Raw genomic sequence first — 24,647 nt, forward strand, 5'->3', positions numbered from 1 at the left:
AGGTGGCAGGGAGACGGTGCATCAACGGTCGGTCCGGAAGGGAGCGCCGAGCGTGACCGGGGCCGTCGACTGCGATTCGGAACCGGGTCGTCGCGGGTGTGTTCTCTGGACGAGTACGCCATGAGAAAAACACAAACAATAAGTTATCTAGTAGTTTGAGAATGCGCTACACCACCCTACTCAACCGTGACGTGTCAGACTTCATGAAAACGAAGTCTACCCGAGCTATAAATGGTGACCGTTCGCAGAGGTTGAGTGGAGTTCACACAATGTCTATGGACGCAGTCGTCTACAAAGGCGAACGAGAGGTCGCAGTCGAAGCGGTCGAAGAGCCCCAGATTCAACACCCGAACGACGTCGTCATCGACATCACGACGACCTGTATCTGCGGGTCCGACCTGCACATGTACGAGGGACGGACGGCCGCGGAACCGGGAATCGTGTTCGGCCACGAGAATATGGGTATCGTCGAAGAAGTCGGCGATGCCGTCAGCGGTCTCGAAGTCGGCGACCGCGTCGTCGCGCCGTTCAACGTCGCCTGTGGTTTCTGTGAGAACTGTGAGAACGGCTACACCGGCTTCTGTACGAACGTCAACCCGGGATTCGCCGGGGGAGCGTACGGCTACGTCGCCATGGGTCCCGTATCAGGGAGGGCAGGCCGAGAAGCTCCGCATTCCGTACGCTGACTTCAACGCGCTCAAGCTACCCGACGGGCGGGAGCACGAGGACTCGTTCGCGCTGCTCGCGGACATCTTCCCGACGGGGTGGCACGGCACGGAGCTCGCCAACCTCGAATCCGGCGACTCCGTCGCTATCTACGGCGCCGGTCCGGTCGGCCTGATGGCCGCCTACAGCGCCAAGCTCAAGGGCGCGGCCGAGATTTACGTCGTCGACCGCGTTCCCAGTCGCCTCGCGCTCGCCGAAGAACACTGTGACGCCACGCCCATCAACTTCGAGGAGGGCGACCCCGTCGAACAGATCAAAGAGATTCACGGCGGCGGCGTCGACAAGGGCGTCGACGCGGTCGGCTACCAGGCCATCGACCCGGACAAGGAAGCCGACTCCGCGTACGACCCCGCCCGGGAGAACCCGGCCGTCGTCATCAACAACCTCATTCGGACGGTCCGACCGACCGGCGAACTCGGCATCCCCGGTCTCTACGTGCCCGACGACCCCGGCGCTCCCGACGAGATGGCCGCGCAGGGCCGCCTCGGCATCGACTTCGGTCTCCTCTTCGAGAAGGGTCAGGCCCTCGGCACCGGCCAGTGTAACGTCAAGGAGTACAACCGAAAACTCCGCGACATGATCATCGAGGGACGCGCCGACCCGAGTTGGGTCGTCTCCCACCGCGTCGACCTCGAAGACGCGCCCGAGATGTACGAGAAGTTCGACAACCGCGAAGAGGGCGTCACGAAGGTCCTGCTGGAACCCTAGGACTAGGAGCAGCGGAGCCTCCTAACCCGGTTCCCACCGATACTCCTTTGCCGGTTTGCCCAGTATCGCGTTCTATGTGTCAGTACTGCAGTTACCGGTACCACGACGGTTGGACGCAGTTGTTGGAGTACGACGAGGTGTATCAGACGGTGATCAGCGGTGAGTCGGAGTCGACCTATGGCTTCCACGAGTCGTGGGACGAACTCCGAGACGAGGTCGACTTCGGCGCGGCCTATTGACCTCCTCCCGCGCCTAAAGTCGTCCCCAGAACGCACAGCGTTCTGGTGTGCGAACGAGACGCAGAGCGTCTCGTCAACGCGGGAATCCCACCATGGGATTTCAGGCCGAGTGCGGCCCTAAGGTTTCAAGACGCATACGTTCCAAGCGTCTCTTGCTGGGTGTCAGCATCGGCTTGGCTGTCTTGTGGGACGGTCAAACGTCCCCCTTCCTCAGCCGAGTCATCGCCAGCCGTGTGTTCTCTTGGATGACTCTCTCCACTGAGGTAGCGGTCTGCAATATTGAGCGCGGCGTTAACGTCTGCTTGGTACTCCGAAACCCAACACGCCGAGTTGGAACACTTGAACGTCGCCTGCTTCGGACGGTAGCCCGTCTCTCCGCAACAGTGGCACGTTTTCGAGGTGTACGCGGGATTCACTGTCTCCACACGAATCCCTTTCTCAGACGCCTTGTAGCGAATCTGAGCGTGCATCTTGGCGAAGCCCCATCCGTGAAGCCGTCGATTCATGAACGCGCCGTAGTCCATGTTCTCACGGATGTGCGTCAAGTCTTCCAGAACCAACACGGGATTCTCGAATCGGTCGGCGTAGGAGACGACCTCCGACGTGACCGTGTGAAGGATGTGGTCGATGTGTCGCCACAACTCGTCGCCGTAGGATTCAGCGATACGTTCGCTTCCGCGTTTTTGAAGGCGTCGAGTCGCCGTGAAGTACGTCTCACGGAGTTGCCGTACTCGCTTGCCTTCGTCGTTCCAGAGGTTGGGTGCAGTCGGGGAGCCGCGCTCGTCACGGTGACACACCGTTAACAAAGAGGCTTCCCCGATGTCTACCCCAATCGGCGTTTCCGCCGAACTGGTCTCTCGTTCCTCCACGTCCCGCGTGGCGACGATGTGAAAGTACCACTCGCCGTCACGGTCGAACAACCGACATTCGCCCATCTTTGCGTCTCCTGCGTGCAACGCTTCCAACCACTCTCGCTGTTCGGGATTCGGTTGCGCGGGCAACCAGAGGTTGTAGTCGTCGTGGTGCGGGATTTTGACGTACCACTCGATAGCGTTCTGTGGCTTGTGGTCGAGCTTCGGGCCTTCGTTCGTGAACCGAACGGGGTGGTCGTCGTGAAGCTCTTTGGCGTCGCTTCCGCCACAGAGTTGTGGGACGTACTTCTTGAGCGCGTTCTTGGCGTAGCCGCTCAGGTCGTAGTTGACTACCACGTCGTTCGCCGCCGACTGTGTGGTGCAGTTAGCGTTGAACGCGGATTCAAGGGCGTCTTGGTACGCCTGTTCCGTCTCACAGAGTTTCCGATGCTTGTGGGTGTTCGGTTCCACAAGCTTCAGTTCCAGCGTCTCGGTGAGTTCGGTCACTGTTCGTCCTCCTCGTGACGCTGGATGTACTTCTCGACAGTCTCACTCGAAACGTGTCCTGCTGTCCCCGCGTAGTAGCCTCGCACCCACTTGATTTTCTCACTGTCGTGGTCGGCGTGTCGGTGGTTGTACTTCCGCGAACTGATGCCTTTGAACCAGTTGGCGAGAAGTGACGGAGCGTGCTTCGGCGGGCTACTGACGAACAGGTGGATGTGGTCGGGTTGGACAGTGAGGTCGATAATCTCCAACCCCTTCTCGTCAGCGATTTCGTGGAGGATGTCTCGCACACGGGTTGCAACGTCACCGACGAGTACCGACCGACGGTACTGAGCGGAACCCTGTTCCGCGATGTCCGCAGAACCGTCGGTTCTGCGAGACTTCGGTATCCACACTATGTGGTAGTTGAGGTTGTACGTTGCGTGCCGTGTGGTCTTCATCCGTACTACACACTATACGTAGCGTGTGTCTTAAAACCACCTTACACGGTGGGAAATCCAGCCGTACTACCGTCGGTGGTTGTGTACGCTATTGTCCGCTTGACCCGCGCCTGAAGACGCGGGTATGCGCTCGCACTATGTATCAGGCGGACTCACGGGGAAACGGGTCGTCGGGATACGCCGCCCCTCGCTCGTCCGTCGTCGCCAGACACTCGTCGAGTTCTCGGGTCACTGCGTCCTCGTCGAGGTCGCGGCCGATGAACACGAGTCGCGTCTCGGGGTCATCATCTCCCCATCGACCGATGGGACCGGCCTGCACCGACGGTCCCGCCTGACTCACGCCGAGGACCGCCTCGGGACGACTCGCGACCCACGCGAACCCCTTCGCGCGGACGACGTTCCCCCGCCAGTCGTCGAGCCACGCGTCGAGACGCTGCGGATGGAACGGACGGTCTCGACGGTAGACGAAGGACTCGACGCCGTGGGCCGTCGCTGCCGAGACGCCCTCGTCGTGGGTATGGTCGTGGTCGGTGTCGTGGTCGTGGGCGTGGTCCGCCTCGGTCCCGTCGCCCGCGAGGGCCTGCTTCCACCCCTGGTGGCGCTTCGCCGCCTCGAAATCGAAGCGCCCCGTATCGAGAACCCGGTCCGGGGCGACTTCGCTGTACGTCGTCCGGTGGAGGCTCGCACGCGGCTGGAGTTCTCGAATCTCCGCCTCGACGGCGTCCAACGCATCGTCGGGGACCATATCGCACTTGTTCAGCAACAGCACGTCACAGAACTCGACCTGCTCGACGAGACCTCCGTCAGCGGACGCTCCGGGTCGGGGGCGGCGTCCGGAAGCGACTCCGCCGGGTCGAACGCCTTCCAAAACCCGTAGGCGTCGATGACCGAGACCGTGGTGTCCAACCGGAGGTGTTCCGGCAGCCCGCCCTCGTTCGACTCGCTCGCCAGCGTGCGTGCAATCGGGAGCGGTTCGCTGATGCCCGAGGCCTCGATGAGGAGGTAGTCGAACGAGCGGTTCTCCGCCAATCGCGTCACCTCGGTCACGAGGTCGTCCTGTAGCCGACAGCAGATACACCCGTTCGAGAGGTCGATGACCCCGTCGCCCGACTCGGACGCGACTAACTCCGCGTCGACGTTCAGTTCGCCCATGTCGTTGACGACGACGGCAATCTCCCTGTCACCGGGGTCGTTCAGGAGTCGGTTGACCAACGTCGTTTTACCCGCGCCGAGTGGACCGCTAACGACCGTAATCGGTATTTCCGTTGTAGACATGTCGATGCTGTGTGACGCCTCGCGAGTGGTCGTAATGAAGACTGGGGCGGTCGACTCACACGGGGGACAGAACCCGCCGTTCTCCGAACTCCCGCCGTGAAAACACATCGTCTATTTCGAGTGACATATCTGGTTTCCCGTCTGTTCGCGTTGGGCGCCTCAAACCGCGAGCGAACCGAGGTGTACGACTTTGACAGAGGCGTTCGCGCCACCGAAATCGCTCGGCGGTCCGCGAGAACGGCACATCTTTTTGGTCGCCGGTACTGACGAACGACCAGATGGCACCTCCAATCGCTGACCGACTCCTGCGGGTCGACTTGTCCGCCGGCTCGGTCGAGAGCACGCCGATTCCGGACGAGTGGCGACGGCGATACGTCGGCGGCAAAGGGTTGGGCGCCCGGTATCTCTACGACGAACTCGACGCCGGTGTCGACCCGCTCGGCGAGGAGAACGCGATTCTGTTCATGCTCGGCCCGCTTTCGGGCTATCTCCCGGGCGATTCGAGATACGCCGCTATCACGAAATCACCGCTGACGGGGTGCTTTCTCGACTCGTACGCGGGAGGCGAGTTCCCCGACTCCCTGGCCGGCGCGCTCGGGTCGCACATGGGCCTACTCGTGACGGGTGTCGCGTCCGAGCCCGTTCACCTCGTCATCGAAGACGGGGACGCTACAATCGAACCCGCCGAGACGTGGGGGGCCGGGACGGTCGAAACGGCGCGGGCGTTCCCGACTGCATCTGTCGCGTGTATCGGCCCCGCGGGAGAACGACAGGTCGCATACGCCACTATCGCGTCCGATGCCGGAGACCACCACGCCGGCCGAGGAGGAGCGGGCGCGGTGATGGGTTCGAAGCGGCTGAAGGCCATCGTCGCGCGGGGAGACCCTCCGGACGGTTTGGACGACCTGCGAGAGGCCTACGCGGCGAAGTACCGAGAGACCGCCACCGGGCGGTGGCTTCAGGCCAGCGGAACCGTCGAGACGATCGATTTCGCGAACGAAATCGGCGCACTCTCGACGCGAGGCTGGAGCGACGGACAGTTCGAAGCGGCGGACGAGTTAGGTATCGCGACAGTCGAAGACCGGGCCGTCGGCCGCGAACACGCCGACACGGAGACTCCGGGCGGGTATCGCGTGGCTACGGAGGAAGGAGACCACGTCCCACGCGGTGCCACCGCGATGACGCTCGGAGCCGGACTCGACATCGACGACTTCGACGCCGTCGCTGTATTGGGACAGACCTGCGACCGCCTCGGGATGGACCTCATTAGCGCCGGGAGTGCGGTCGCGTGGACGGTCAAGGCCAACGACACCGACGTACTCGACCGCTCGCTCTCGTTCGGTGAGCCCGACGGCGCGCGGGCCCTCTTAGCAGGAAATTGCGGAACGCGAATCGGACCTCGGCGACGCGCTCGCGGAGGGGGTCGAAGCGGCGGCAACGCGGTTCGGCGGCCGAGCCCTCATCCCCACGGTGAAGTCGATGGAGCTACCGGCCTACGACCCGCGCGGCGCGCAGAGCATGGCACTCGCGTACGCGACCAGCGACCGGGGGGCGTGCCATCGACGGGCGCGACCCATCGAACGCGAGGCGTTCGACGGCGACTGGGGAGCCGACCGGACCGCGGCGGAGGTCATCCGCGAACAGAACCGGCGGTCGGTGCTCTGGAGCCTCATCGCGGATGACTTTTTCGGCGACGCGCTCGCCGACCTCGGTCGGGAGTGGCTCGAATCGGTCGGCCTCGAAACCGTCGGCGGACTCGCCACAATCGGCGAGCGGATTTGGAACGTGACGCGGCTGTTCAACGTCCGCGAAGGCATCTCGCGCGAGGACGATTCGCTCCCGGCCGCACTCCAAGAGCCGCTTGAGACGGGGCCCCGAGCCGGTGCGACCGTCGACCGCGACGACTTCGACTCGATGCTCGACGCGTACTATCGCCGCCGCGGCTGGAACGACGACGGCGTGCCGACGACCCAGACTATCGACCGCCTCGGCCTTACCGAACTCACCGATGACTTTGACATCCTCGATGCTTGAACACTGCACGAACGGCTGGACGACGAACCGTGCACACCCCGGAGAACGAACATGACGCTCGCTGATGCGCTCTGCGCTCGACGCGGCGTGGTCTGCGTCGTCGGCGCGGGCGGGAAAAAGTCCACGCTGTACGCGCTGGCGCGTCGGCTCGACCGCGCTGTCGTGACGGCGACGGTCCGCATCCCCATCTTCGACCAGCACGTCGCTGACGTGGTCGTCACCGACACGCCGGTCGCCGCGCTCGAAAAGGCGACTGACTGGCCGGTTGGCGTCGTCCCCGACCGTGACGGCGACGACCGCTACCGCGGGTACGACCGCGACGTGGTCGACGCTATCGGGGATTCAAACGTCGCCGACACCGTGCTGGTGAAGGCCGATGGCGCGCGGATGCGCGAGTTCAAGGCCCCGGGTGACCGCGAACCACAACTCCCGGCGACCGCCGACACCGTCCTCCCCATCGCGAGCGTCCACGCGGTCGGTGAGCCACTTACCGATGCGTGCGTCCACCGCCCGGAGCGGGTTGCCGCTCTCACTGACCTCGAACTCGGCGACACGATTCGCCCGGAGGACGTCGCAACCGTGCTCACCAGCGAGCGTGGCGGCCGCGCGGACGTCCCCGACGGTGCGACAGTCGTTCCCGTACTGAATAAGGTCGATGACGCGGCCCACGAGGCTGTCGCACGGAAGATTGCTACGGACATCCTTGCTCGGTCGGACGTCCCGCACGTCGTGCTAACGCAGTTGACGGCGCCAGAACCCGTCGTGTCGGTCGTAGAGCGCTAGCGCAACTGTTCCGCCGCGCGAGCGAACTCGTCGGGGGTGTTGATGTTCTCGAAAGTGTCGAGACTCGCGTACTCGCACACCTCGTCCTCCCCGAGGACGACGTAGTCGAGCGTGAACAGCGGGTCGATGATTTTGTGGCTCCCTTCAGCCAGCGCGGTTTCGCAAGCGTCAGCCATCGCCGAGGCCCGGTACACCGCGTGCGTCGGCTGGAACCAACCGTCACCGACCCGCGGCACGGCGGCATCGTGACCGCCCGCCCGCTCGAACAGTCTCTCGATGAGCGCGGGTTCGAGAAAGGCATATCGCAGGCGGCAACGAACGCGTACTCCGTCTCCACGGCCCGCAGACCCGTCATAATTCCCGACATCGGGCCCTCGTCGCAGTCCGCGTCCTCCGCAATCGTTATTGGGTGGTCGTAGCCATCGAGCGCGGTTCGGAGCGCAGCAGTCTGCTCCGGTCGGCAGTTGACGACGAGGCTGTCGATGACACCCGCCATCCGGTCGGCGACGCGGCGGATGAGAGGCGTTCCAGCCAGCGAAGCGACTGCTTTGTCCTCCTCACCGAATCGCGTCGAGTACCCGCCGGCGATGATGACACCAGTTCGCATACTGGTGGTGTTCACTTTCGTCGTGGAAAGCAGTTGTGCTACGAGTCGGATATCGATTCGTTCGTCAGTTTCGTGCCGGGTTTAGCTATCGCTGTGCTGTATTCTCGGGCTACCGTCGCTTGCAGTCCGAAACGTTCGACGCTTTTTGAGCGGTCAGAGACTTCGATTTCGGGACGCGAGAGTGAGTGAGAACGAATCACACATTACACAGCTACCCGTGTTATCCACATTTTTATTTTATTGGCTCTGTTGAAATGCTTCAGCGTTGACATTGGAGAGAGTGCTCTTTCTGGCTAGTTTCCGTGGGTCACAGTGAAAACTAGTCTCTCAACAAATCGCAAGACGGAAAGAGGATTTCAACAGAGCTGTTTATTCCATATCTTCCGTCTGACATCATCTCATCATTATAATGGTTAGTAAATTAGTATTTCTACAAAGATTTTATTTACTGTTGTCATTAAGGTGGATTAGATGGACTCAAAATATCCAACACTAATTTTAATTGTTCTTACCCTTTCTGCTGGATGTATAGGTACCGTAGACCCTAGTCAACCGACTACAGAGGCCAGCACCTACTGTGAGACTGATTTACCTACTGCTCACCCAGAACTGTCCCACGAAAAAGAACCCCCAACCTATAACGAGGAACTCTCTCCTCAGGAAGCTACAGATTTTGTCCACCAATTCGAAGAAAATCTCACCTGGAATAGATATTATTCAGAGAACATTGATAAATTAGAAGTGGACTATTCCAATACCACTCTAAAAAAGACTGAGCAGGGATACGTAGTCCAGATCAGTGAGGTTAGAATACGAACATTCGATAGTAGGAACGCAACGGGAGACTACGCCTGGTCGGTCAGCTACTATTTGATGGCTGATAAAGTGTTACGGGCAGAGAACAACGCTTGGAAGGTACCTGATCCTAAAGAAGGGCGAGTGGTTTCTTGTAAATAGCACAAGGTGGCTCTGTTGAAATCCTCAGGAAGTTACAGGTTCGTCCGGTAGTCTGACCGGATGCAAGCCCTCCCAAAGTCGCGGTTACTCCGGTTCGTGGAACAAGCATACCACTTTGCCCGCCGCTCTATCGCTCGGTACTCCTCGAAGTTCTCGAAACGACGGTACACACTTGGAGCGGCTCGCTGGCCTCTCGGACGACGGCCCTCCACTTTGATCACCTCTTGGGCCGTTACGCTGGGTCTGAAAATCCTCAGACGAAGCAGATAGATATCGCTCTATACGGTTTATGAGCTCCGCGACTGTCGGATTATAGTACGAGACGAAAAACGCGTGAAGGGAGGTCGAGGCCACACCAAACCACCGCAAAACCGGTTCGTGAGGGCCAAAGCGATCTATTTCCAGAACTAACGTTCTGCTGGCGACGTACATTTCGACGGAAATTGCAGTACTGAACTGGCGCGTACCAGGAAACAACTCATCGACCAAGTTCGATATCTCATCTGCGAGTTGCTCGTTCGGTCCACAACCGGGGGCCGAAGCACCCAAAGCGACCCGCTGTCGACCAATCCGAATCTGAATACGTGATTTTCGAGACAATCAGCGATTGTGAACTATATCTGAATATTGTACTAGTGTCGTTGTCCGTAGTAGACAACGAGGATTAGTAATCAGGGCGGGGAGATCGGTGATAGACAAATGAACTGCATCTCGCTATACAAAATTTGGGATTGGTTGACCACCACGGGTTCGGGGGATAGACGTCGTCTGTCCGGGTTTGTCGAGCAGTACAGGATAGTACGAGCGATACCGACTCAAAGGCAGGTCTACTCTAAGGACTTCTCCGTGATTGTCGGAGAACCCGAATAATCGCTACTCATTGGTGCGTTGTAGAGGCGGTAGGCACACCCGAGCGCCAGTCTAGAGGACGAAGCGGATTTCACGTGCGAACAGAGAGAGGTGTGCGTCGTTGCAACAACGAGATGCCGAACTGCGAGCCATATACCCCAGCGACTGTCGTTGCAACGCGGGGTCAGAAGCTGCGTGCTAGCTCAGCGTCGTTGTGATGCAGCGGTGCCGATCACCACGGGCGACCGTCCCAGAGCGGTTGGACGCCGCCGATGAAGTTGAAGTTCCATCGCTGTTGGTCCCCGCCGTTCCACGGCCACTGGACCACGTCGTCTCCGTCAGCGGTCCCGGCGTTGTACACCTCGGCCACGTCACCGGTCGCGACGCTTTCGATGCGGTAGGTCCCGTCACCGTTGTCGATGATGTTCCACTTCTGGGCGGCACCGGTGAACCACGGCCACTGTTGGAGACTCGCACCGTCCGTGGTCGTCCCGTCCGGGACGTCGAGTGCGCGGTTGCTGTTCTCGTTGACGATGCGGTACTCGCCGCCACCGATGTACTCGACCCACCATCGCTGGCAGGTGCAGTCGTTTGCGGCCCACTGCCGGACGTTCGCCCCGTCGCTCGTACTGGCATCTGCGACTTCCATCACCTTCCCGCTGTTGACGTTCTGAATCTCGTAAATCCCGTCGGCGAGGATGCCGCTGTCGTTGGTGTTCGGTTCGACCGACTGGAGACTGGGCGTCTTATCCCCGGCGATGACGGGCCAATCGTTGTCCGTCCACTCGACGCGGTCGATGAAGAACTGCCGGGCCGGAACGCCGTCTACGTACTCCGGACCAGTACGGTCGTAGGCGTGATACACGAACCAGTCCTGCCCGTTGTCGTCCGTGGTGATGTCTCCGTGGGCGGGCGCGACGAACCGACCGTTCGAGGTGAGTTGCGCGATGCCGGCGTTGTCGCTGTTGTAGTTCATCATGTCCGTGCCCGACACGTCGGTGTACGGCCCGAAGAAGTTCGTCGACCGGCCGACCTCGACCTCGTAGGTGCTGCTGTAGCCGTTACAGCAGGTCCCGGTTGCGACAAACAGGTACCAGTAGCCGTTGCGGTAGAAGACTGTCGCCCCCTCGTAGGCGTCACCGGCGACCTGTTGGAGCGTTTCTGGCTTCCAGTCTTGGAGGTCCGAGGTGAGTTCCATCAGATAGATTCCCTGGAAACTCCCCCAGAACAGATACGGCGTGCCGTTGTAGTTGACGAAGTATCCGTCGATGGACCCGCCACCGGCGTGGTCGTTGTCGCCGATGATCTGGCCGTAGTCAGTGAAGGGACCGTCCGGCGTGTCGGACTTTGCGAGGCCGATACCGAACTCACCGCTCTCCCACGGGCGGGGTGAAAGCGAGTAGAACATCACCCACTCTCCGTCGTAGTAGTGGATGTCCGGTGCCCAGATGGACCCGTACGTCCAGCCCGGACGGGAGTCGAAGGCTTCCCCGACGTAAGTCCACTCGTGGAGGTTGTCAGAGCGCAGAATCGGGATGAGCAACTCGTCGGAGTCGTTGTTCCGATTCATGTTCGTTCCGTAGGCCCACCAGGTTCCGTCTCCCGCCCGATGAATCGTGGGGTCGGGGAAGTGAGGACCGTACAGCGCGTTGTGATAGTGTGTCGAATCGTCCGTCGTCGCAGAGACTGACCCGCTCCCCGCCACTGCAAGAGTCGAACCGAGAGCGCCGATTCCGATGCTTTTCAAGACGTTCCGCCTGTTCAAGCCACTGTCATCTTCTGGCATGCAACTGCCAAAGTATAGTCACATATACATAATGCTTTTTGCTGTTATTGCCTGGTTCGTTGCTTCCGGCTTCGGTTGAACACGACCGTGGAATCAGCTTCTCGAACGACAGACGCAGAAAGACCACATCATGGCACGAGACGAGAGCGACCAAAATAGCAGGTATCAAACACGGTGTAATTACGGGCCTACTCGGCAGGAGAGTGACAAGCAGTCACCAACCATATAATACTCGGCACATGTTCTATTGGTTCTATGTGATACTGCCATTAGAATTAAGTTAATTGTATATGATTATAGTTTGACGGTCGTAGTTCCTCAACTGCGCGTCAGGAAGGGGTTGACGAGCGTCCTAGACCTCCTACCGCACATCGAAACACCATGACACACTCAAATCGGCGGAAGACAGGTATCGAACAATCATCCGATAGTCGGCTCACTCCGACGCGACGGAAGTTCTTGCAGGCGACCGGAATGGCCGCAGTCGCCATGGGAGCAAGTTCGCAATCCGGTGCCGTAGCAGCGATGGACGTGCCAAGCGCCCCGGGTCGGATTTCGAATCTCGCGGCGTACCTCGAAGACCCCGAGACGGTTGCCGAGAACGTCGAGCCGACGCACGTTACGACCGCCGTTCCCTACGGGTCCGTGCACGCGGCCCGAACGGCGGACGAACCGTTTACCGAACTCGAATCGCGATTCGCGGAGTCGGAGTACGTCCAACTACTCAACGGAGAGTGGCAGTTCGCGTTCCACGAGAAGCCTTCCGACCTTCCCGACTCGTACGCCAGCCTTGCGAGCGACGAGTGGGGTTCGATAGACGTTCCCGGTGTTTGGCAGACGCAGGGCTACGGTCAGCGAATTTACGCGAACAATGCCATCACGTGGGAAGCCTACGAGCCGAATCAAGATGGCGATTTAGTGCCCGACGGGAACGGCACCGTCGACGTTCCGGGCATCAACGACGACGGCCTCAACCCCGTCGGCACGTACCGACGGTCGTTCGCAGTGCCAGAGGCGTGGGACGGCCGCGAGACGTTCCTCCACTTCGAAGGCGTCAAGCAGGCCTTCTTCGTGTGGGTCGACGGCGAGTACGTCGGCTTCCGGACGGGGTCGATGACGCCCGCCGAGTTCGACATCAGCGACCACGTCGAGGCCGGCGGAGACCACCAGGTCACAGTGCAGGTGTATCACTGGTCCGACAGCGAGGCGCTGGAGACGATCGACATGTTCCGGTACGCCGGCATCTTCCGAAGCGTCTACTTGTTCGCGACGCCGACGGTTCACCTCAGGGATTTCTACGCGCACACCGACCTCGACGACGACTACGAGGACGGCGAACTTCGTATCGACGCCGAAATCGCGAACTACGGCGATGCGCCCGCGGGAGAGTACGAGGTGCGCGCGTACCTCTACGAGACCTCCCGCACGAAACCGGGCCGCGGACCGCCGCGTGAGAACGGGACGAACGCGGCAGGTCGAGACAACGGGAAGCAGAAGGGCCGCAAGGAACCTCAGGGACGCGGCCCACCGGACAACACCGGTCGCGGCCGCGGGCCGCCGCGCGGGCGCAAGGTCACGACTCTCTCGTCGACCGCGACTGTGGACGAAGACGGTGCGGTAGTCACGCTCGATGCCGACGTGACGGACCCCGCGAAGTGGTCGGCCGAGCATCCGAACCTCTATCAGCTCGCGCTGGAGCTCGCACCCGTCGGCAGCGAACCGACGGAGGCGATGCTGGAGAAGTCGGCTTCCGGACCTACGAGACGACCCGCGGACGACACGGTGCCGAGGTTCTGGTCAACGGTGAGTCGGTCGATATTCAGGGCGTGAATCGCCACGAGACCGACCCCGACTTCGGGCGGACCGTGCCAATCGAGCGCGTTCGGGAAGATATCGAGACGATGCGGCGGTTCAACATCAACGCGGTCCGGACCTCTCACTACCCGAACGACCCGTCGCTGTACCGACTCGCGGACGAGTACGGCCTCTACCTGCAGGACGAAGTCTGCGTCGAGACCCACTGGTGGGAGGGACTGCTCGCGAACACCGAAGTCTACCACGACCAGGCGGTCGCGCAGTTCCGCCGAATGGTGCTTCGAGACCGAAATCACGCCTCGATTTTCAGTTGGTCGACCGGCAACGAGGCCGGGACTGGTTCCGAGCACCTCGAAATGGCGTCGCTAGCGGCCGACTCTGACGAGTACATCCCCGAGGATACCGCCGACGTCAGCGGGGTCGAAACCGTCGAGTCATTTGATGGAACTGCGGAGGGGTTAGCGTCCGACCGCTTGCTCTATCACCAACCGAACGGCGGCGGCTGGAACGTCGAGTACAGCGACATGCTCGGGCCGCGGTACGCCGACATCGGGACGTTGCTGTCGGTCGGCGACGGGTCGTACATCGGTGACGGACTCCGTCCCGTCGTGATGGGCGAGTACAATCACGCGATGGGCAACAGCCTGGGACTCGTCCACGAGATGTGGAACGAGTATATCAAGCCGCCAGTACGGGAAGCGACCGACCGGGCAGGCTCCGACATCCCCGGTGTGCTCGTCGGGTCGCCGGATGTCGTTCCCGGGCCGGACGCGGCACCGGGTGGGAACACCGACGGGGCGGTCGAACTCGGCGCGGGCGACGCGATTGAAATCCGACGAACCCCCGAACTCGAACACGACGGTGAGTTCACGGTCGGCGCGACAGTTTCCGTCGATGAGGGAACCAGCAGGGATGACACACCCATCGTCGTCGACGAGGGCAGGTACGCGCTGACGCTTTCGGGCGGTGAAATCGAATTCTCGGTCGGCGGCGGTGAGGGCACGGTCACAGCCCCAATTTCCGACGGCAGTCTCGACGACTGGACGACTATCGTCGGCGTCGCCGACTCGAACGCGCTCGCGATTTACGTCGACGGCGAGCGCGCAGGCACAGCGAATCACTCCGTCTCGGGACTTTCTGCTGGTTCGGAGCCGGTCCGAGTCGGTGGCGATGCCAACTTCACGGTCGACAGCGTCGGCATCTACGACCGCGCTGTGAACCCCGAGGAGACGAGCGATGCCGACGGCGAGCGAACGGACGGCGCTCTCGTTGCGTACGACTTCGCCGACCTGCTGCGAGACAAGAGTCTCGTCGGCGGGTTCGTCTGGGACTGGGTCAACCAGGACCTGAACGACACCACGGCGGACGGCGAGCCGTTCCAGTTCTACCACAGCGACGGCCCCGACGGGGCGTTCTGTCTCAACGGATTGGTCTGGTCCGACCGAGACCCACAGCCCGAACTGTGGCAACTCAAGCACAGCCATCAGCCGGTTGGTGTCGCCGACGCCGACGTTGCGGCGGGCGAGATTTACATCTCGAACCGATATAACTTCACGTCCCTCGACGCCGTCGAGGGGCGATGGGAACTGACCGCCGACGGCGAAACGCTCCGCTCCGGTGGCTTCGATGTCGACATCAGTCCGGGAGAGACCCGCCGCGTCAGCCTCCCCGTCGAAGCGCCGTCGAATCCCGGGTCGGGCGTCGAGTGCCGACTAACGGTGCGATTCACACTCGCGGAAAGCACCGTGTACGCCGATGCTGGTCACGAAGTCGCGTTCGAACAGTTAGAAGTTCCCGTCGACGCGCCCGAACCGGAGTCCGCGTCACTCGATTCGATGGGACCGCTGTCGGTCGATGAAGCCGGCGATGTCACCATCTCCGGTGACGGCTTCGAGTACGTCGTTGCCGACGACACGGGAACGCTGTCTTCGATGGCGTACGAGGGAGCCGAACTACTCGAACGCGGCCCGCTGTTCAATTCGTGGCGCGCCCCGATCATGAACGAGATTCAACAGTGGGGAAGCGCCCCCGCGCTCTCGTGGTACGAGGCGGGTCTCGACGAACTGACGCACTCCGTCGAGTCGGTCGACGTCGAGCGCCGCGACGAGTCGCTCGTCGAGGTCGCAGTCGAGGGCTTCGCCGAGGGGGCCGAACCGGCCAGTCGGCTGGAGACGCCGGACCACTCCGAACACGACAACGACGGCGTCCTCGCGGGTGAAGCCGAAGTCGTCGAGGGGGCCGACGGGCAGGCCGTCGAGTTCACGAACGACAGCACGCTCTCGCTCGGGCAGTCCGAGAGCCTCGACATCACCGACGCGGGACTCACAATCGAGTTCTGGGTCCACCCCGGCGAGCCACAGGACGGCGGCGCAGCGCAGGTCTACGTCTCCAAGGGCGGACGGCAGTATCTGCTCAAGCGCCGCGAGAGCGGTCGTGACGGGTATCTGGAGTTCGTGTTCAACGCCGACGGCTGGCACGTCGCCGACGGACCGGTTCCGGACGACTGGACCGAGGGTTGGCACCACGTCGCCGGCGTCTGGGACGGCAGCGAGATGACGCTGTTCGTCGACGGAGAACCCCTCGGAAGCGGCACCTACGAAGGGACGCTGCAACACATCGACGCGCCGACGCAGGTCGGTTCGAGCGTCGCGGACGGAACCGCACTAGACGAGGTACGCATCTACGACCGTGCGCTCTCCGAAGACGAACTCGGGGCGCTCGCGACGGACACGCCGCTCGACGGCGCTGTGGCGTGGTTGCCGCTCGACGAGTTCAACAGCGTCGAGGACGCGAACGGCCCGGGCTTCGCCACCAACTACCACTACCGAGTCTACGGGAGCGGCGATGTCGCTATCGACGTCGAAGCCCATCCCAACGAGGGACTCCGCGACACGGTCAGCGGTTGGCTTCCGAAGGTCGGCGTCCAACTCGAACTCCCGGAGCGATTCGGTGACTTCGAGTGGTACGGTCGCGGCGAACTGGAGACCTATCCCGACCGCAAGTGGGGTGTTCCAATCGGCCGCTACGAGGGGTCCGTCGACGAACAGTACGTCCCCTACCTCCCTCCGACCGACAACGGGAACAAGGCACAGACGCGGTGGGCGACGCTCTCAGACGGTGAGGTGTCTCTCCTCGGGACGTTCGGGGACGAGGACGCGAACGTCAGCCTCGAACAGTGGGCGAATCTCGCGGCGGCCGAACACCAGTACGAACTGGAGGAACGCGGGTCCGTCGGGCTCAACCTCGACCATCCGGGTGACCGGCCTCGGCGGAACCCCGACCAACCCGCTCGACCGGTATCAGGTCCCGGTCGAATCGACCACGTTCAGCGTCGTCCTTCGACCGTTCGACTCCAACGACGACGACCCGATGGCGCTTGCGAACCGACGGCTCCCCGGCGCGCAGGAGTAGCGTTCGGGCCTCGGTCTTCGGTGCTCGTTTTCCCACCCGTAACGACAGGGGAAACGTTGCAAACTCGGCACTGAGAACCGAACCGGATTCAGGAGTCGACCCGAGCGTCGCAGAGTAAACAGTCGCGTCGGTATCCCCGGCTGTTCAACTCGATACCGTTCGCTGTATCTCTCAACTGCAGTTCGGTCTGTTATTCGGTCTGCTGTTCAGCCTGTCAATCGGTCTTCTCACCGCGGCGCTGACCGAGCCGTCACAATTGTTACCAACAAGCATTATATACCCACCATCTGTACGCTAGGAGACATGACTAAACGTCATGGCAGCAACAATATCGATAGACGGACAGTACTCAAATCGCTCGGCGCGGGTGCGGTGGCGACCGTCGGCGGCCTCGGACTGAGCGGGACGGCCAGTGCGGACGGGAGTTCCACGCACTACCACAACCCGGTCGGGCCGATCGGTTTCGGCGACGTGTCGATCATCGAGGACAACGGGACCTACTACGCCTACGGAACGGAGACGCCCCAAGACATCATCCCCATCGCGGAGTCGACGGACATGTACAACTGGTCGTACATCGCGCCGGCGCTCACGGAGACGCCGGGCTGGCACCCCACGGAGTCGGACCCGGGCTGCTGGGCACCCGACGTCCGATACCACAACGGCCAGTACCACCTCTACTATTCGCTGTCGGTCTGGGGGAGTGACAACGCGGGAATCGGCCTAGCCACCTCGGACACACCCGACGGCCCCTTCACCGACCAGGGACCGGTGATCGAAAGCGGCGACCTCGACCTGACGAACTGCATCGACGCGGACACGGTTATCGTCGACGGCCAGCCGTGGCTGGTCTGGGGCAGTTACGAGGGCCTCTACGCCGTCCAGATGAACGACGCGATGGACGACATCGTCCCCGGCACCGAGTTCCAGATGGCTGGCCAGATGATCGAGGGGCCGGTGATGCTCCAAGACAACGGGTACTGGTACCTCTTTTACTCCTCGGGGCAGTGCTGTGAGGGGTACGACAGCACCTATCGCCTCGAATGCGGCCGCGCGACATCGTTCACGGGACCGTACTACAACCAGAACGGCACGGACCTACGGGACCTCACCGAGACCCACCAGGGCGTCCCGATTCTGGAGGGCAACAGCGAGTTCACCGGCCCGGGCCACAACGACGTCTTCCAGGGCCCCGACGGCGACTGGTGGTGTTTCTACCACGTGGAGGCGACCGCCGGCGACGAGACGCGCTACATGATGCAAGACCGCATCGAGTGGGACAACAACGACTGGCCGGTCATCGCCTGCAACGGCGTGCCGAGTAGCGAGGCCCCCGTCCCCGGCGAGCCATCGGGCTGTGAGAGCGGTCCCGATTTCGGACGGCACGTACCACATCGCGAACGTCAACAGCGGCAAACTGCTCGAAGTGGCCGACGCCGGAACGGCCGACGGCGACAACGTGCGCCAGTACGCCGACACCGGGAGCGCGTGTCAGGACTGGGACGTCACGGCGAACGGTGACGGAACCTACGCGATCACGAACGTCAACAGCGGCCTCTGGCTGGAGGTTGCGAGCGCCGGCACGGCAGAGGGTGACAACATCCAACAGTACAGCAACACCACCCACCCGACTCAGGCCTGGACTATCGAAGACGCGGGCGGCGGTGAGTACCGCCTCGTCAACGCGAACAGCGGGCTGCTCGCCGAGGTGGCGAACGCGGGCACCGCCGACGGCGACAACGTCCAGCAGTGGAGCGACAACGGCGGTGCACACCAGCGGTGGACGTTCACCTCGGTCTGACCGAGCGACCGACCGGGGTCTACAGCACGGCATTGCCGCCGGGGACGTATGAGCAGGTGGCAGGTGACGAACGACGCGTCGTCGCGTGGCGGGAAAACGGGAGTAATCACGGCCACTTCCTCGGACGGCGCGGACCGCTCCACCGGCCACGAAAAGATTACGCGGTTGTGGTCTCGGTGCGTGCATCGCTTCCGTTTGCCGCTCGGTTTCGACGGCCGAAATTCACGCGAGCGGAACGATAGTCGAGAAGACGAGCACCGAAGCGATTCCCGTGACCGAGATAATCGTCGTCAGCGCCGTCCACGTTTTCAGCGTCTCCATCTGCGTCAGACCGCCGATCTCCTTCATCAGCCAGAAGCCGGAGTCGTTGTACCACGAACAGATGATGCCGCCCGAGCCGATCGCCATAACGAGGTACGCGGGGTGCACGTTGAGCTGGCTCGTCAGCGGTGCCATGATACCCGCGGTCGTCAGCATCGCGGCCGTTGCGGACCCCTGTGCGATGCGGACGATAGCGGCGATAAGCCACGCGGTTACCAGCAGTCCGATTCCAATCCCACGGAGGCTATCGGCGATGTACGGGCCGATTCCCGACGCGGCGAGCAGCGCGCCGAACGCGCCACCCATCGCGGTGATTGCAGCGATGTTCCCACCGCTCTTGAGCGCCTCAGTAAGCTCGTCTTCCCACAGCGAACGCGAGAGGTCGGACCAGCGGAGGTACGTGAGCGCCGCGGTAAGCCCAGCGAGCGTCATGGCGACGTTCTTGTCTCCGATAAATGCGATTCCTGGTCTGACGACCGCGAGCGACGGATAGAGCGGTTCGAGCGTGTTGAGAATCGTAAGCGAACTCACTAACACGACCGCGAGGACGATCGGGAGCGCGGCCTCGAACGTCCCCGGAAGCGAGCTACTGCTCTGCTGTGCCCGCTCTTCGAGTTCTTCCGTCGTCGTCCCCATCGAGTCTCGCAGCGGAATCTCCATCCGAGCGTTGGCCCAATGGCCGAAGACGAGCCCGGACATCGTCGCCGAGGGAATCGCGACGGCCACACCGACAGCCATCGTCATGGCGAGGTCGACGCCCACTTGACTAGCGACTGCCAGCGGCCCCGGGGTCGGCGGAATGAACACGTGCGCCGCAGAGCCGCCGGCGCCCACGGCGATGAGGTACAACGCGTAGTTCTTTCCGCGGCGTGCACGCATCGAGCGTGCGAGCGGAGCCAGAAGGAACAGGACGCTGTCGAAGAACACCGGAATCGAGAGGACCGTGCTGCTCCCCCACAGCGCAAATTCCGAGTTCTCTCTCCCGACGAGCGATTGGAACGTCCGCACGATACGTTGAGCGGACCCACTTTCGAGCATCGACTTGCCGATGATTGCCGCCATGAGGATCGGGATACCGATACCTTCCATCCCGTTTCCGAACGCCGCTGCCGTTCTCGTCGCCGCATCGACAAGCGCGAAGTCCGAGACGAACACCGAGTTGACGATGCCGACGGAGAACGCGGCGAGTCCTAACCCCACGAACGCGGGCAGGTCCCACACGACGAGGAACAGTACAACTAGTATGAGCCCGACTACGAACGTAAGTAGCGGACTATGGACGAACTCCACCGTCATGATCCGTCTTCGAATCAATCATATTAGTTAATAATCGTTACTATGTGTCAATGCTTGATTATGTATACTGTTGGTTGGAATATAACGTTCTCTGAGGGAGTCTACGACGTCGCTGCCCGTGGTTTCTTCAAAGTCGGCCCACGTGTAGACGGTATGGAACGAGTCCTAGCCGTCGTAGACCCATCGGAGACCTCGAAGAAGGTCGTCCGCGAGGCCGGTTCGCTGGCCGAACAGATGGATGCCGAAATGGTCCTCATCCACGTGACGACGGAAGACGAGTACAAAGCCCGACGCGGGACGATGGAGACGCTCCTGAACTCTTCGAGGAGTTACACACACGACGACGCGCGAGAGGGGGCGACGAAGTTCGCTCAAGACCTCGGACGCGAAGTGCTCGCTGATTTCGAGGTGGAGTACCGGGCGGTCGGGTCCCTCGGCGACAAGGCCACCGAAGTACTCGATGCGGCAGTCGAAAACGAGTGCGACCACATCTTCCTTTCCGGACGTCAACGCTCGCCGACGGGTAAGGCCATCTTCGGTGACACCACGCAGCGAGTCATCCTCGAGTTCGACGGGTTCGTCACCGTCACCACTCGGTGAACCCCGTCTCCCGGAGTCGTCAGTGAGTACCGATTGCCCGGCGAGAGAACTCAACTGCGGACTGTCGGTTGGTGAAGTACGCACGTGAGCAGACGGATCACCACCGATTCTGTTCTTTTTCGAGACCATCTCTAGCCGACTCACGCGAAATTGAAAGCGACCCTCGACTAGCGGCACTGATTGCCACATCTCGTTTGCTATCTGAGAATTTTTATCGGCCACACACAGATAAACGTTACACAATTATACATGTAATAGAATGGGCGAGTTTCATTCGAATATCGGTATTTTAGGCGCTGAAGAGACCGCTGCGTCGAGAATTCCAATACGCGCAGGAAGACAGAATGCATCGGATCCTTCGACCGAACCGATCGACACGCCCCCACGAGCAACGAGCTCGCTTGGTGAGTTATCACAGAGATGGTGGAGTCGCGAATAAGGCGCTACAGAGACCGGTTTCGGCCACGCGCTAACTCGCGGCCTCGGACGGGGGGTCACGGGTGAGCGCAGAGCCCCGCTCTGAGGGGTGCCGTACTCGTATCGAATCTCGGATGGCCGTTCTGAGAGGAAGAACGGTCGAGATACCGCGAGTCGGCGTGTTGTGTCCCTCAGAACGCGTACACCCACCGGGGAGAAACTAACCGACAGCTAACGCTCGTCGCGCATTCGCCACGAGACCGCGAAGGCTTGACCGCTGTCCGAGGCTTTTTCTCGCCGTGTCGTACATAGTCGCTATGGACACGGACCCCCGCACGGAAGTCGCAATCGATGCCGCGGAAAGAGGTGCCGACCACGCGTCGGCGCGTTTCAGAACCGAACTCGATATCGAGCAGAAAGGCGACGCGATAGACCTCGTCACGGAAGTCGACCGCGAGACGCAACGGCGGGTCATCTCGACGATTCGAGAGCGGTTCCCCGACGATGCGGTCGTCGGCGAGGAGGAAGACGAACTAAAGACCGTCCCCGAGTCGGGATACGCCTGGATTATCGACCGATAGACGGGACGCAGAACTACACCCGAGGTGCCCGCGAGTGGGTGACGAGCGTGGCCGTCGTCAAAGACCAGACACCGATTGCGGCGGTGAACGTCTCTCCCGAGACGGGAGACACCTACATCGCCACGGAGGCGGGAGTCGAGCGAAACGGGCGGCCGATAACCGTCAACGACGAGTCGAACACCAGCGCGTTTCTCGTCTCCTCGACGCTCCGGTATCAGGACGGTGACCAACCGGGAATCGAACGACTCGCGGGGGACATCTTCGGTACGTTCGGCGAGATGCGGAAACTCGGGACGACGCAACTGACGCTCTCGCGGCTCGCCGACGGGTCGATAGACGCAGTCGTCGGCCTCGACGAACAGCCGAACGCCTGGGACACCGTGGCCGGGGTCTACCTGGTCAAGCGCGCGGGCGGAACGGTCACCGACCTCCACGGAAACAACTGGGGACCGGGACAGCCGGGGCTCGTAGCGTCGAACGGACACGCACACGACGAGGTACTCGAAGCGGCGCAGGCGGCGTTCGAGGCGACGCGGTAGCGGCACCAACCGCCACCACCCGGCACCGCCCGACCGGACAGACAGTTCGTAATAGATGGCTGGGCACATCAGAATTACAGATTTATGTCTGTAATGAAAACGGGTGGAAACCGCATCGATGGGAGACGTGACCTGTCGGGGAGACCACGCGAACATAGTAATGTTGTCACGAGAGGGCGAGCGGGATTTCACCGTGAGCAGACCGAGAACGAAGGTCGGAGACGCGGACTGTCGACACAAAGTGCAGACGGTAGTGCGATGGCATCGTTCGGTCCGCACCCTCACTTAAACATTCACGCGTCCGAAAGTCTCGACGAGAGAGGCGGTCTCAGGTCTTCGCTCGCCCGAAAAGTCGGGTCTCACGCGTCTCGAGAGACTCGGCGTTCCTAACTTCCGAATAGGTATATATAGACGGGTCGGTCACCCCGCGGAAAAGCTGATAATTCCGAGCTGTATCGTTCGTAAGTATCACAGAGGCGTGTGTTAACTATTGTCAACCTCAGAAAGAACGTATAAACGTTCGGCTTTCCGGAACAGACCGAATCGTCGAATAGCTGACACAGGTCGTTTACGACCGGGCGTTCAGGACCGATGTCTCGGTCGCTGGTCGACACGGCTGGCCCCACAAACGGAGGTACATCTTTAACCCCTGACCGTGGATTCCCCTCCATGAATAGACACGACCCGTCCGGCGTGCTCAAGACGACCGCCGCTTCGCTGGCGCTCGTCGACCACATCCTCGAACTGGAAGGGGCGACGATGGGCGAGTTGGTCGAGGTGACGGGCCTCGCGAAGAGCACCGTCCACGCCCACCTCAAAACGCTCGCGGAGTACGGCTACGTCGTGAACATCGACAACGAGTACCAACTGGGAGCGAAGTTCTGCCACCTCGGCGACTACGTCAGGACGCGCAAGGACTACTACCGGGTCGCCCAAGAGACCGTCTCGTGGCTCGACAGCGAGTCGTCGATGGACGCGGACTTCGCGGTCGAAGAACACGGTCGCATCGTCTCGTTGTACGGCGACCTCGAGTTCGCGAACTCCCCGCGCTTTCTCATCGACGGCAGTCCGTTTCACGTCCACACGACGTGTTCGGGTAAGGCGATTATCGCCGAGTACCCGGAGACGCGGGTGCGGGAAATCATCGACCGCTGGGGACTGCCGGCGGCGACGGACGACTCCATCACGACCGAGGAGGAACTGTTCGCGGAGTTGACGACGGTCCGCGAGCGGGGGTACGCCGAGAACAGCGGCGAGGCGGTCGAGGGCTTTTGGGCCATTGGGAAGGCCGTGAAGTCGCCGCGAGGCGAGGTCTACGGGTCGCTGAACCTGAGCGGCCCCGCCTACGTCATCGACGAGGAGACGCGGGCGACGCAGGTGGAACTGCTCGAACGCGCCGCCGAGCGGTTCGAACAGGGCGTCGCGGAACTGTATCAGACCCAAGCGAGCGAGACGAACGAAGAGTGAGAATCGAGGGCGAGACGTGAGAAATGAAAAGGGAGGAACGTTCGTCGGACGCGTTACGCCGGGACGTTTCCGGACGGAACGACGCCGTCGTCAGTCCACCCGCGACGCTCGTAGTACGCTTCGAGCGCCGCCTCGAACCCGTCTAACTCGTCGGCGTACGGGAGCGTGTCGTCGCCGCGGTCGAAGCCGCGCTGGTTGTTGAAGTGCCGTTCGAGCGTGACGATGCGGTCGCCGACGGCCAGCAGGTCCTCGAAGTCGGCGCCGAACAGCATCTCGTAGCGCTCGGGGGTCATGAAGTCCCGCGAGAACTTGCAGACGATGCCGCTGTCGTTGAGCGCCATCTGGTTTTCCTTCTCGATGAGGCGCTTGGGCTTGCCCTCGAAGCCTTCCGGCGGGTAGGCGTCGTCCTTGCCGACGAGCGGGTACTCCTGCGAGTAGAACACCGCGTACATGTGGTCCGCGCCGCGGTTGGCGACGGCGTACGACAGGCCCTGTCCGTGGAGGACGCGCCCCTCGTGGGCGGCGAAGTCCATCCCCTTGACCGTCCAGTTCTCCACGCCGAGGTCGTCGTGCACGCGGGCGATGCCCTCGGCGAGGTCGTCGCCGACGCCCTCCCGGAGCGCGATTTTCTCCACGAGGT

The 24,647-nt window shown here is 61.8% G+C and carries 14 protein-coding genes and 6 pseudogenes; 13 read left to right on the top strand and 7 right to left on the bottom strand.

Annotation, left to right across the window (positions count from 1 at the left end):
* The first annotated feature begins 275 nt into the window (after positions 1 to 275).
* Together ATB1_RS17965 and ATB1_RS22610 are read left to right on the top strand one after the other, a co-directional pair.
* Positions 276 to 1,434, top strand: a pseudogene (locus tag ATB1_RS17965) (glutathione-independent formaldehyde dehydrogenase).
* 74 nt (positions 1,435 to 1,508) lie between these two features.
* Complete coding sequence (locus tag ATB1_RS22610; protein ID WP_193493643.1) at positions 1,509 to 1,673, top strand: hypothetical protein; 165 nt, start codon at positions 1,509 to 1,511, stop codon at positions 1,671 to 1,673.
* Between the two features lie 125 nt (positions 1,674 to 1,798).
* Here ATB1_RS22610 and ATB1_RS17970 read toward each other — a convergent pair whose 3' ends face one another.
* The 3 genes and pseudogenes from ATB1_RS17970 to ATB1_RS17980 all read right to left on the bottom strand — a co-directional run bounded on the left by ATB1_RS17970 (position 1,799) and on the right by ATB1_RS17980 (position 4,743).
* Positions 1,799 to 3,031: an RNA-guided endonuclease TnpB family protein gene (locus ATB1_RS17970; protein WP_042662613.1), complete on the bottom strand. Its 1,233-nt coding sequence runs from the start codon at positions 3,029 to 3,031 to the stop codon at positions 1,799 to 1,801.
* A complete protein-coding gene (gene tnpA, locus ATB1_RS17975; protein WP_042662612.1) occupies positions 3,028 to 3,468 on the bottom strand; it encodes an IS200/IS605 family transposase in 441 nt (146 codons plus the stop codon). The genes ATB1_RS17970 and tnpA overlap by 4 nt, the downstream gene beginning before the upstream one ends.
* 142 nt (positions 3,469 to 3,610) lie before the next feature.
* A pseudogene (locus ATB1_RS17980) lies at positions 3,611 to 4,743 on the bottom strand (CobW family GTP-binding protein).
* A 278-nt stretch (positions 4,744 to 5,021) separates the two neighbouring features.
* On the opposite strand from ATB1_RS17980, the pseudogene ATB1_RS17985 reads away from it, so the two are divergent.
* Together ATB1_RS17985 and yqeC are read left to right on the top strand one after the other, a co-directional pair.
* Positions 5,022 to 6,777, top strand: a pseudogene (locus tag ATB1_RS17985) (aldehyde ferredoxin oxidoreductase family protein).
* Between the two features lie 51 nt (positions 6,778 to 6,828).
* Entirely contained in the window at positions 6,829 to 7,560 is a 732-nt protein-coding gene (gene yqeC, locus ATB1_RS17990; RefSeq protein WP_042666172.1) for a selenium cofactor biosynthesis protein YqeC, read from the top strand.
* On the opposite strand, the pseudogene ATB1_RS17995 reads toward yqeC, so the two are convergent.
* A pseudogene (locus ATB1_RS17995) lies at positions 7,557 to 8,167 on the bottom strand (molybdenum cofactor guanylyltransferase). The gene yqeC and the pseudogene ATB1_RS17995 overlap by 4 nt on opposite strands.
* A gap of 471 nt (positions 8,168 to 8,638) precedes the next feature.
* Between ATB1_RS17995 and ATB1_RS21830 the strand changes: the two are divergent.
* Together ATB1_RS21830 and ATB1_RS21835 are read left to right on the top strand one after the other, a co-directional pair.
* On the top strand, positions 8,639 to 9,124 hold the full coding sequence (locus ATB1_RS21830) for a hypothetical protein (RefSeq protein WP_128081507.1): 486 nt from the start codon (positions 8,639 to 8,641) through the stop codon (positions 9,122 to 9,124).
* Positions 9,125 to 9,184: 60 nt separating this feature from the next.
* Positions 9,185 to 9,298: pseudogene (locus ATB1_RS21835) on the top strand (IS5/IS1182 family transposase); the annotation flags it as partial.
* A gap of 907 nt (positions 9,299 to 10,205) precedes the next feature.
* Here ATB1_RS21835 and ATB1_RS18000 read toward each other — a convergent pair.
* Positions 10,206 to 11,759: a family 43 glycosylhydrolase gene (locus ATB1_RS18000; RefSeq protein WP_241768340.1), complete on the bottom strand. Its 1,554-nt coding sequence runs from the start codon at positions 11,757 to 11,759 to the stop codon at positions 10,206 to 10,208.
* Between the two features lie 381 nt (positions 11,760 to 12,140).
* On the opposite strand from ATB1_RS18000, the gene ATB1_RS23585 reads away from it, so the two are divergent.
* The 4 genes from ATB1_RS23585 to ATB1_RS23590 all read left to right on the top strand — a co-directional run bounded on the left by ATB1_RS23585 (position 12,141) and on the right by ATB1_RS23590 (position 18,786).
* Positions 12,141 to 13,589, top strand: a complete 1,449-nt coding sequence (locus ATB1_RS23585; protein ID WP_241768341.1) for a sugar-binding domain-containing protein — start codon at positions 12,141 to 12,143, stop codon at positions 13,587 to 13,589.
* On the top strand, positions 13,586 to 17,059 hold the full coding sequence (locus tag ATB1_RS18005; protein ID WP_241768342.1) for a glycoside hydrolase family 2 TIM barrel-domain containing protein: 3,474 nt from the start codon (positions 13,586 to 13,588) through the stop codon (positions 17,057 to 17,059). Before ATB1_RS23585 ends, ATB1_RS18005 begins: the two co-directional genes overlap by 4 nt.
* A 229-nt stretch (positions 17,060 to 17,288) precedes the next feature.
* Positions 17,289 to 18,506 (top strand): family 43 glycosylhydrolase, encoded by a 1,218-nt coding sequence (locus ATB1_RS18010; RefSeq protein WP_241768343.1) that lies wholly within the window; start codon positions 17,289 to 17,291, stop codon positions 18,504 to 18,506.
* Positions 18,412 to 18,786, top strand: a complete 375-nt coding sequence (locus ATB1_RS23590; RefSeq protein WP_241768344.1) for an RICIN domain-containing protein — start codon at positions 18,412 to 18,414, stop codon at positions 18,784 to 18,786. The genes ATB1_RS18010 and ATB1_RS23590 overlap by 95 nt, the downstream gene beginning before the upstream one ends.
* Before the next feature lie 222 nt (positions 18,787 to 19,008).
* Here the strand turns inward: ATB1_RS23590 and ATB1_RS18015 are convergent, their stop codons facing one another.
* Entirely contained in the window at positions 19,009 to 20,403 is a 1,395-nt protein-coding gene (locus tag ATB1_RS18015; protein WP_042666177.1) for a GntP family permease, read from the bottom strand.
* Between the two features lie 153 nt (positions 20,404 to 20,556).
* Here ATB1_RS18015 and ATB1_RS18020 point away from each other — a divergent pair, with 153 nt between their 5' ends.
* The 3 genes and pseudogenes from ATB1_RS18020 (at position 20,557) to ATB1_RS18030 (ending at position 24,007) form a co-directional block, all read left to right on the top strand.
* Positions 20,557 to 21,003 (top strand): universal stress protein, encoded by a 447-nt coding sequence (locus ATB1_RS18020; RefSeq protein ID WP_042666179.1) that lies wholly within the window; start codon positions 20,557 to 20,559, stop codon positions 21,001 to 21,003.
* A 734-nt stretch (positions 21,004 to 21,737) separates the two neighbouring features.
* Positions 21,738 to 22,540 (top strand): annotated as a pseudogene (locus ATB1_RS18025) (inositol monophosphatase family protein).
* 669 nt (positions 22,541 to 23,209) lie between these two features.
* Positions 23,210 to 24,007, top strand: a complete 798-nt coding sequence (locus ATB1_RS18030; protein WP_042666182.1) for an IclR family transcriptional regulator — start codon at positions 23,210 to 23,212, stop codon at positions 24,005 to 24,007.
* Positions 24,008 to 24,060: 53 nt separating this feature from the next.
* Here ATB1_RS18030 and ATB1_RS18035 read toward each other — a convergent pair.
* Positions 24,061 to 24,647 (bottom strand): aldehyde ferredoxin oxidoreductase C-terminal domain-containing protein (locus ATB1_RS18035; RefSeq protein WP_198526148.1); only part of this gene is annotated, 587 nt, incomplete at its 5' end.

This window comes from Haloferax sp. ATB1 (assembly GCF_000730175.1).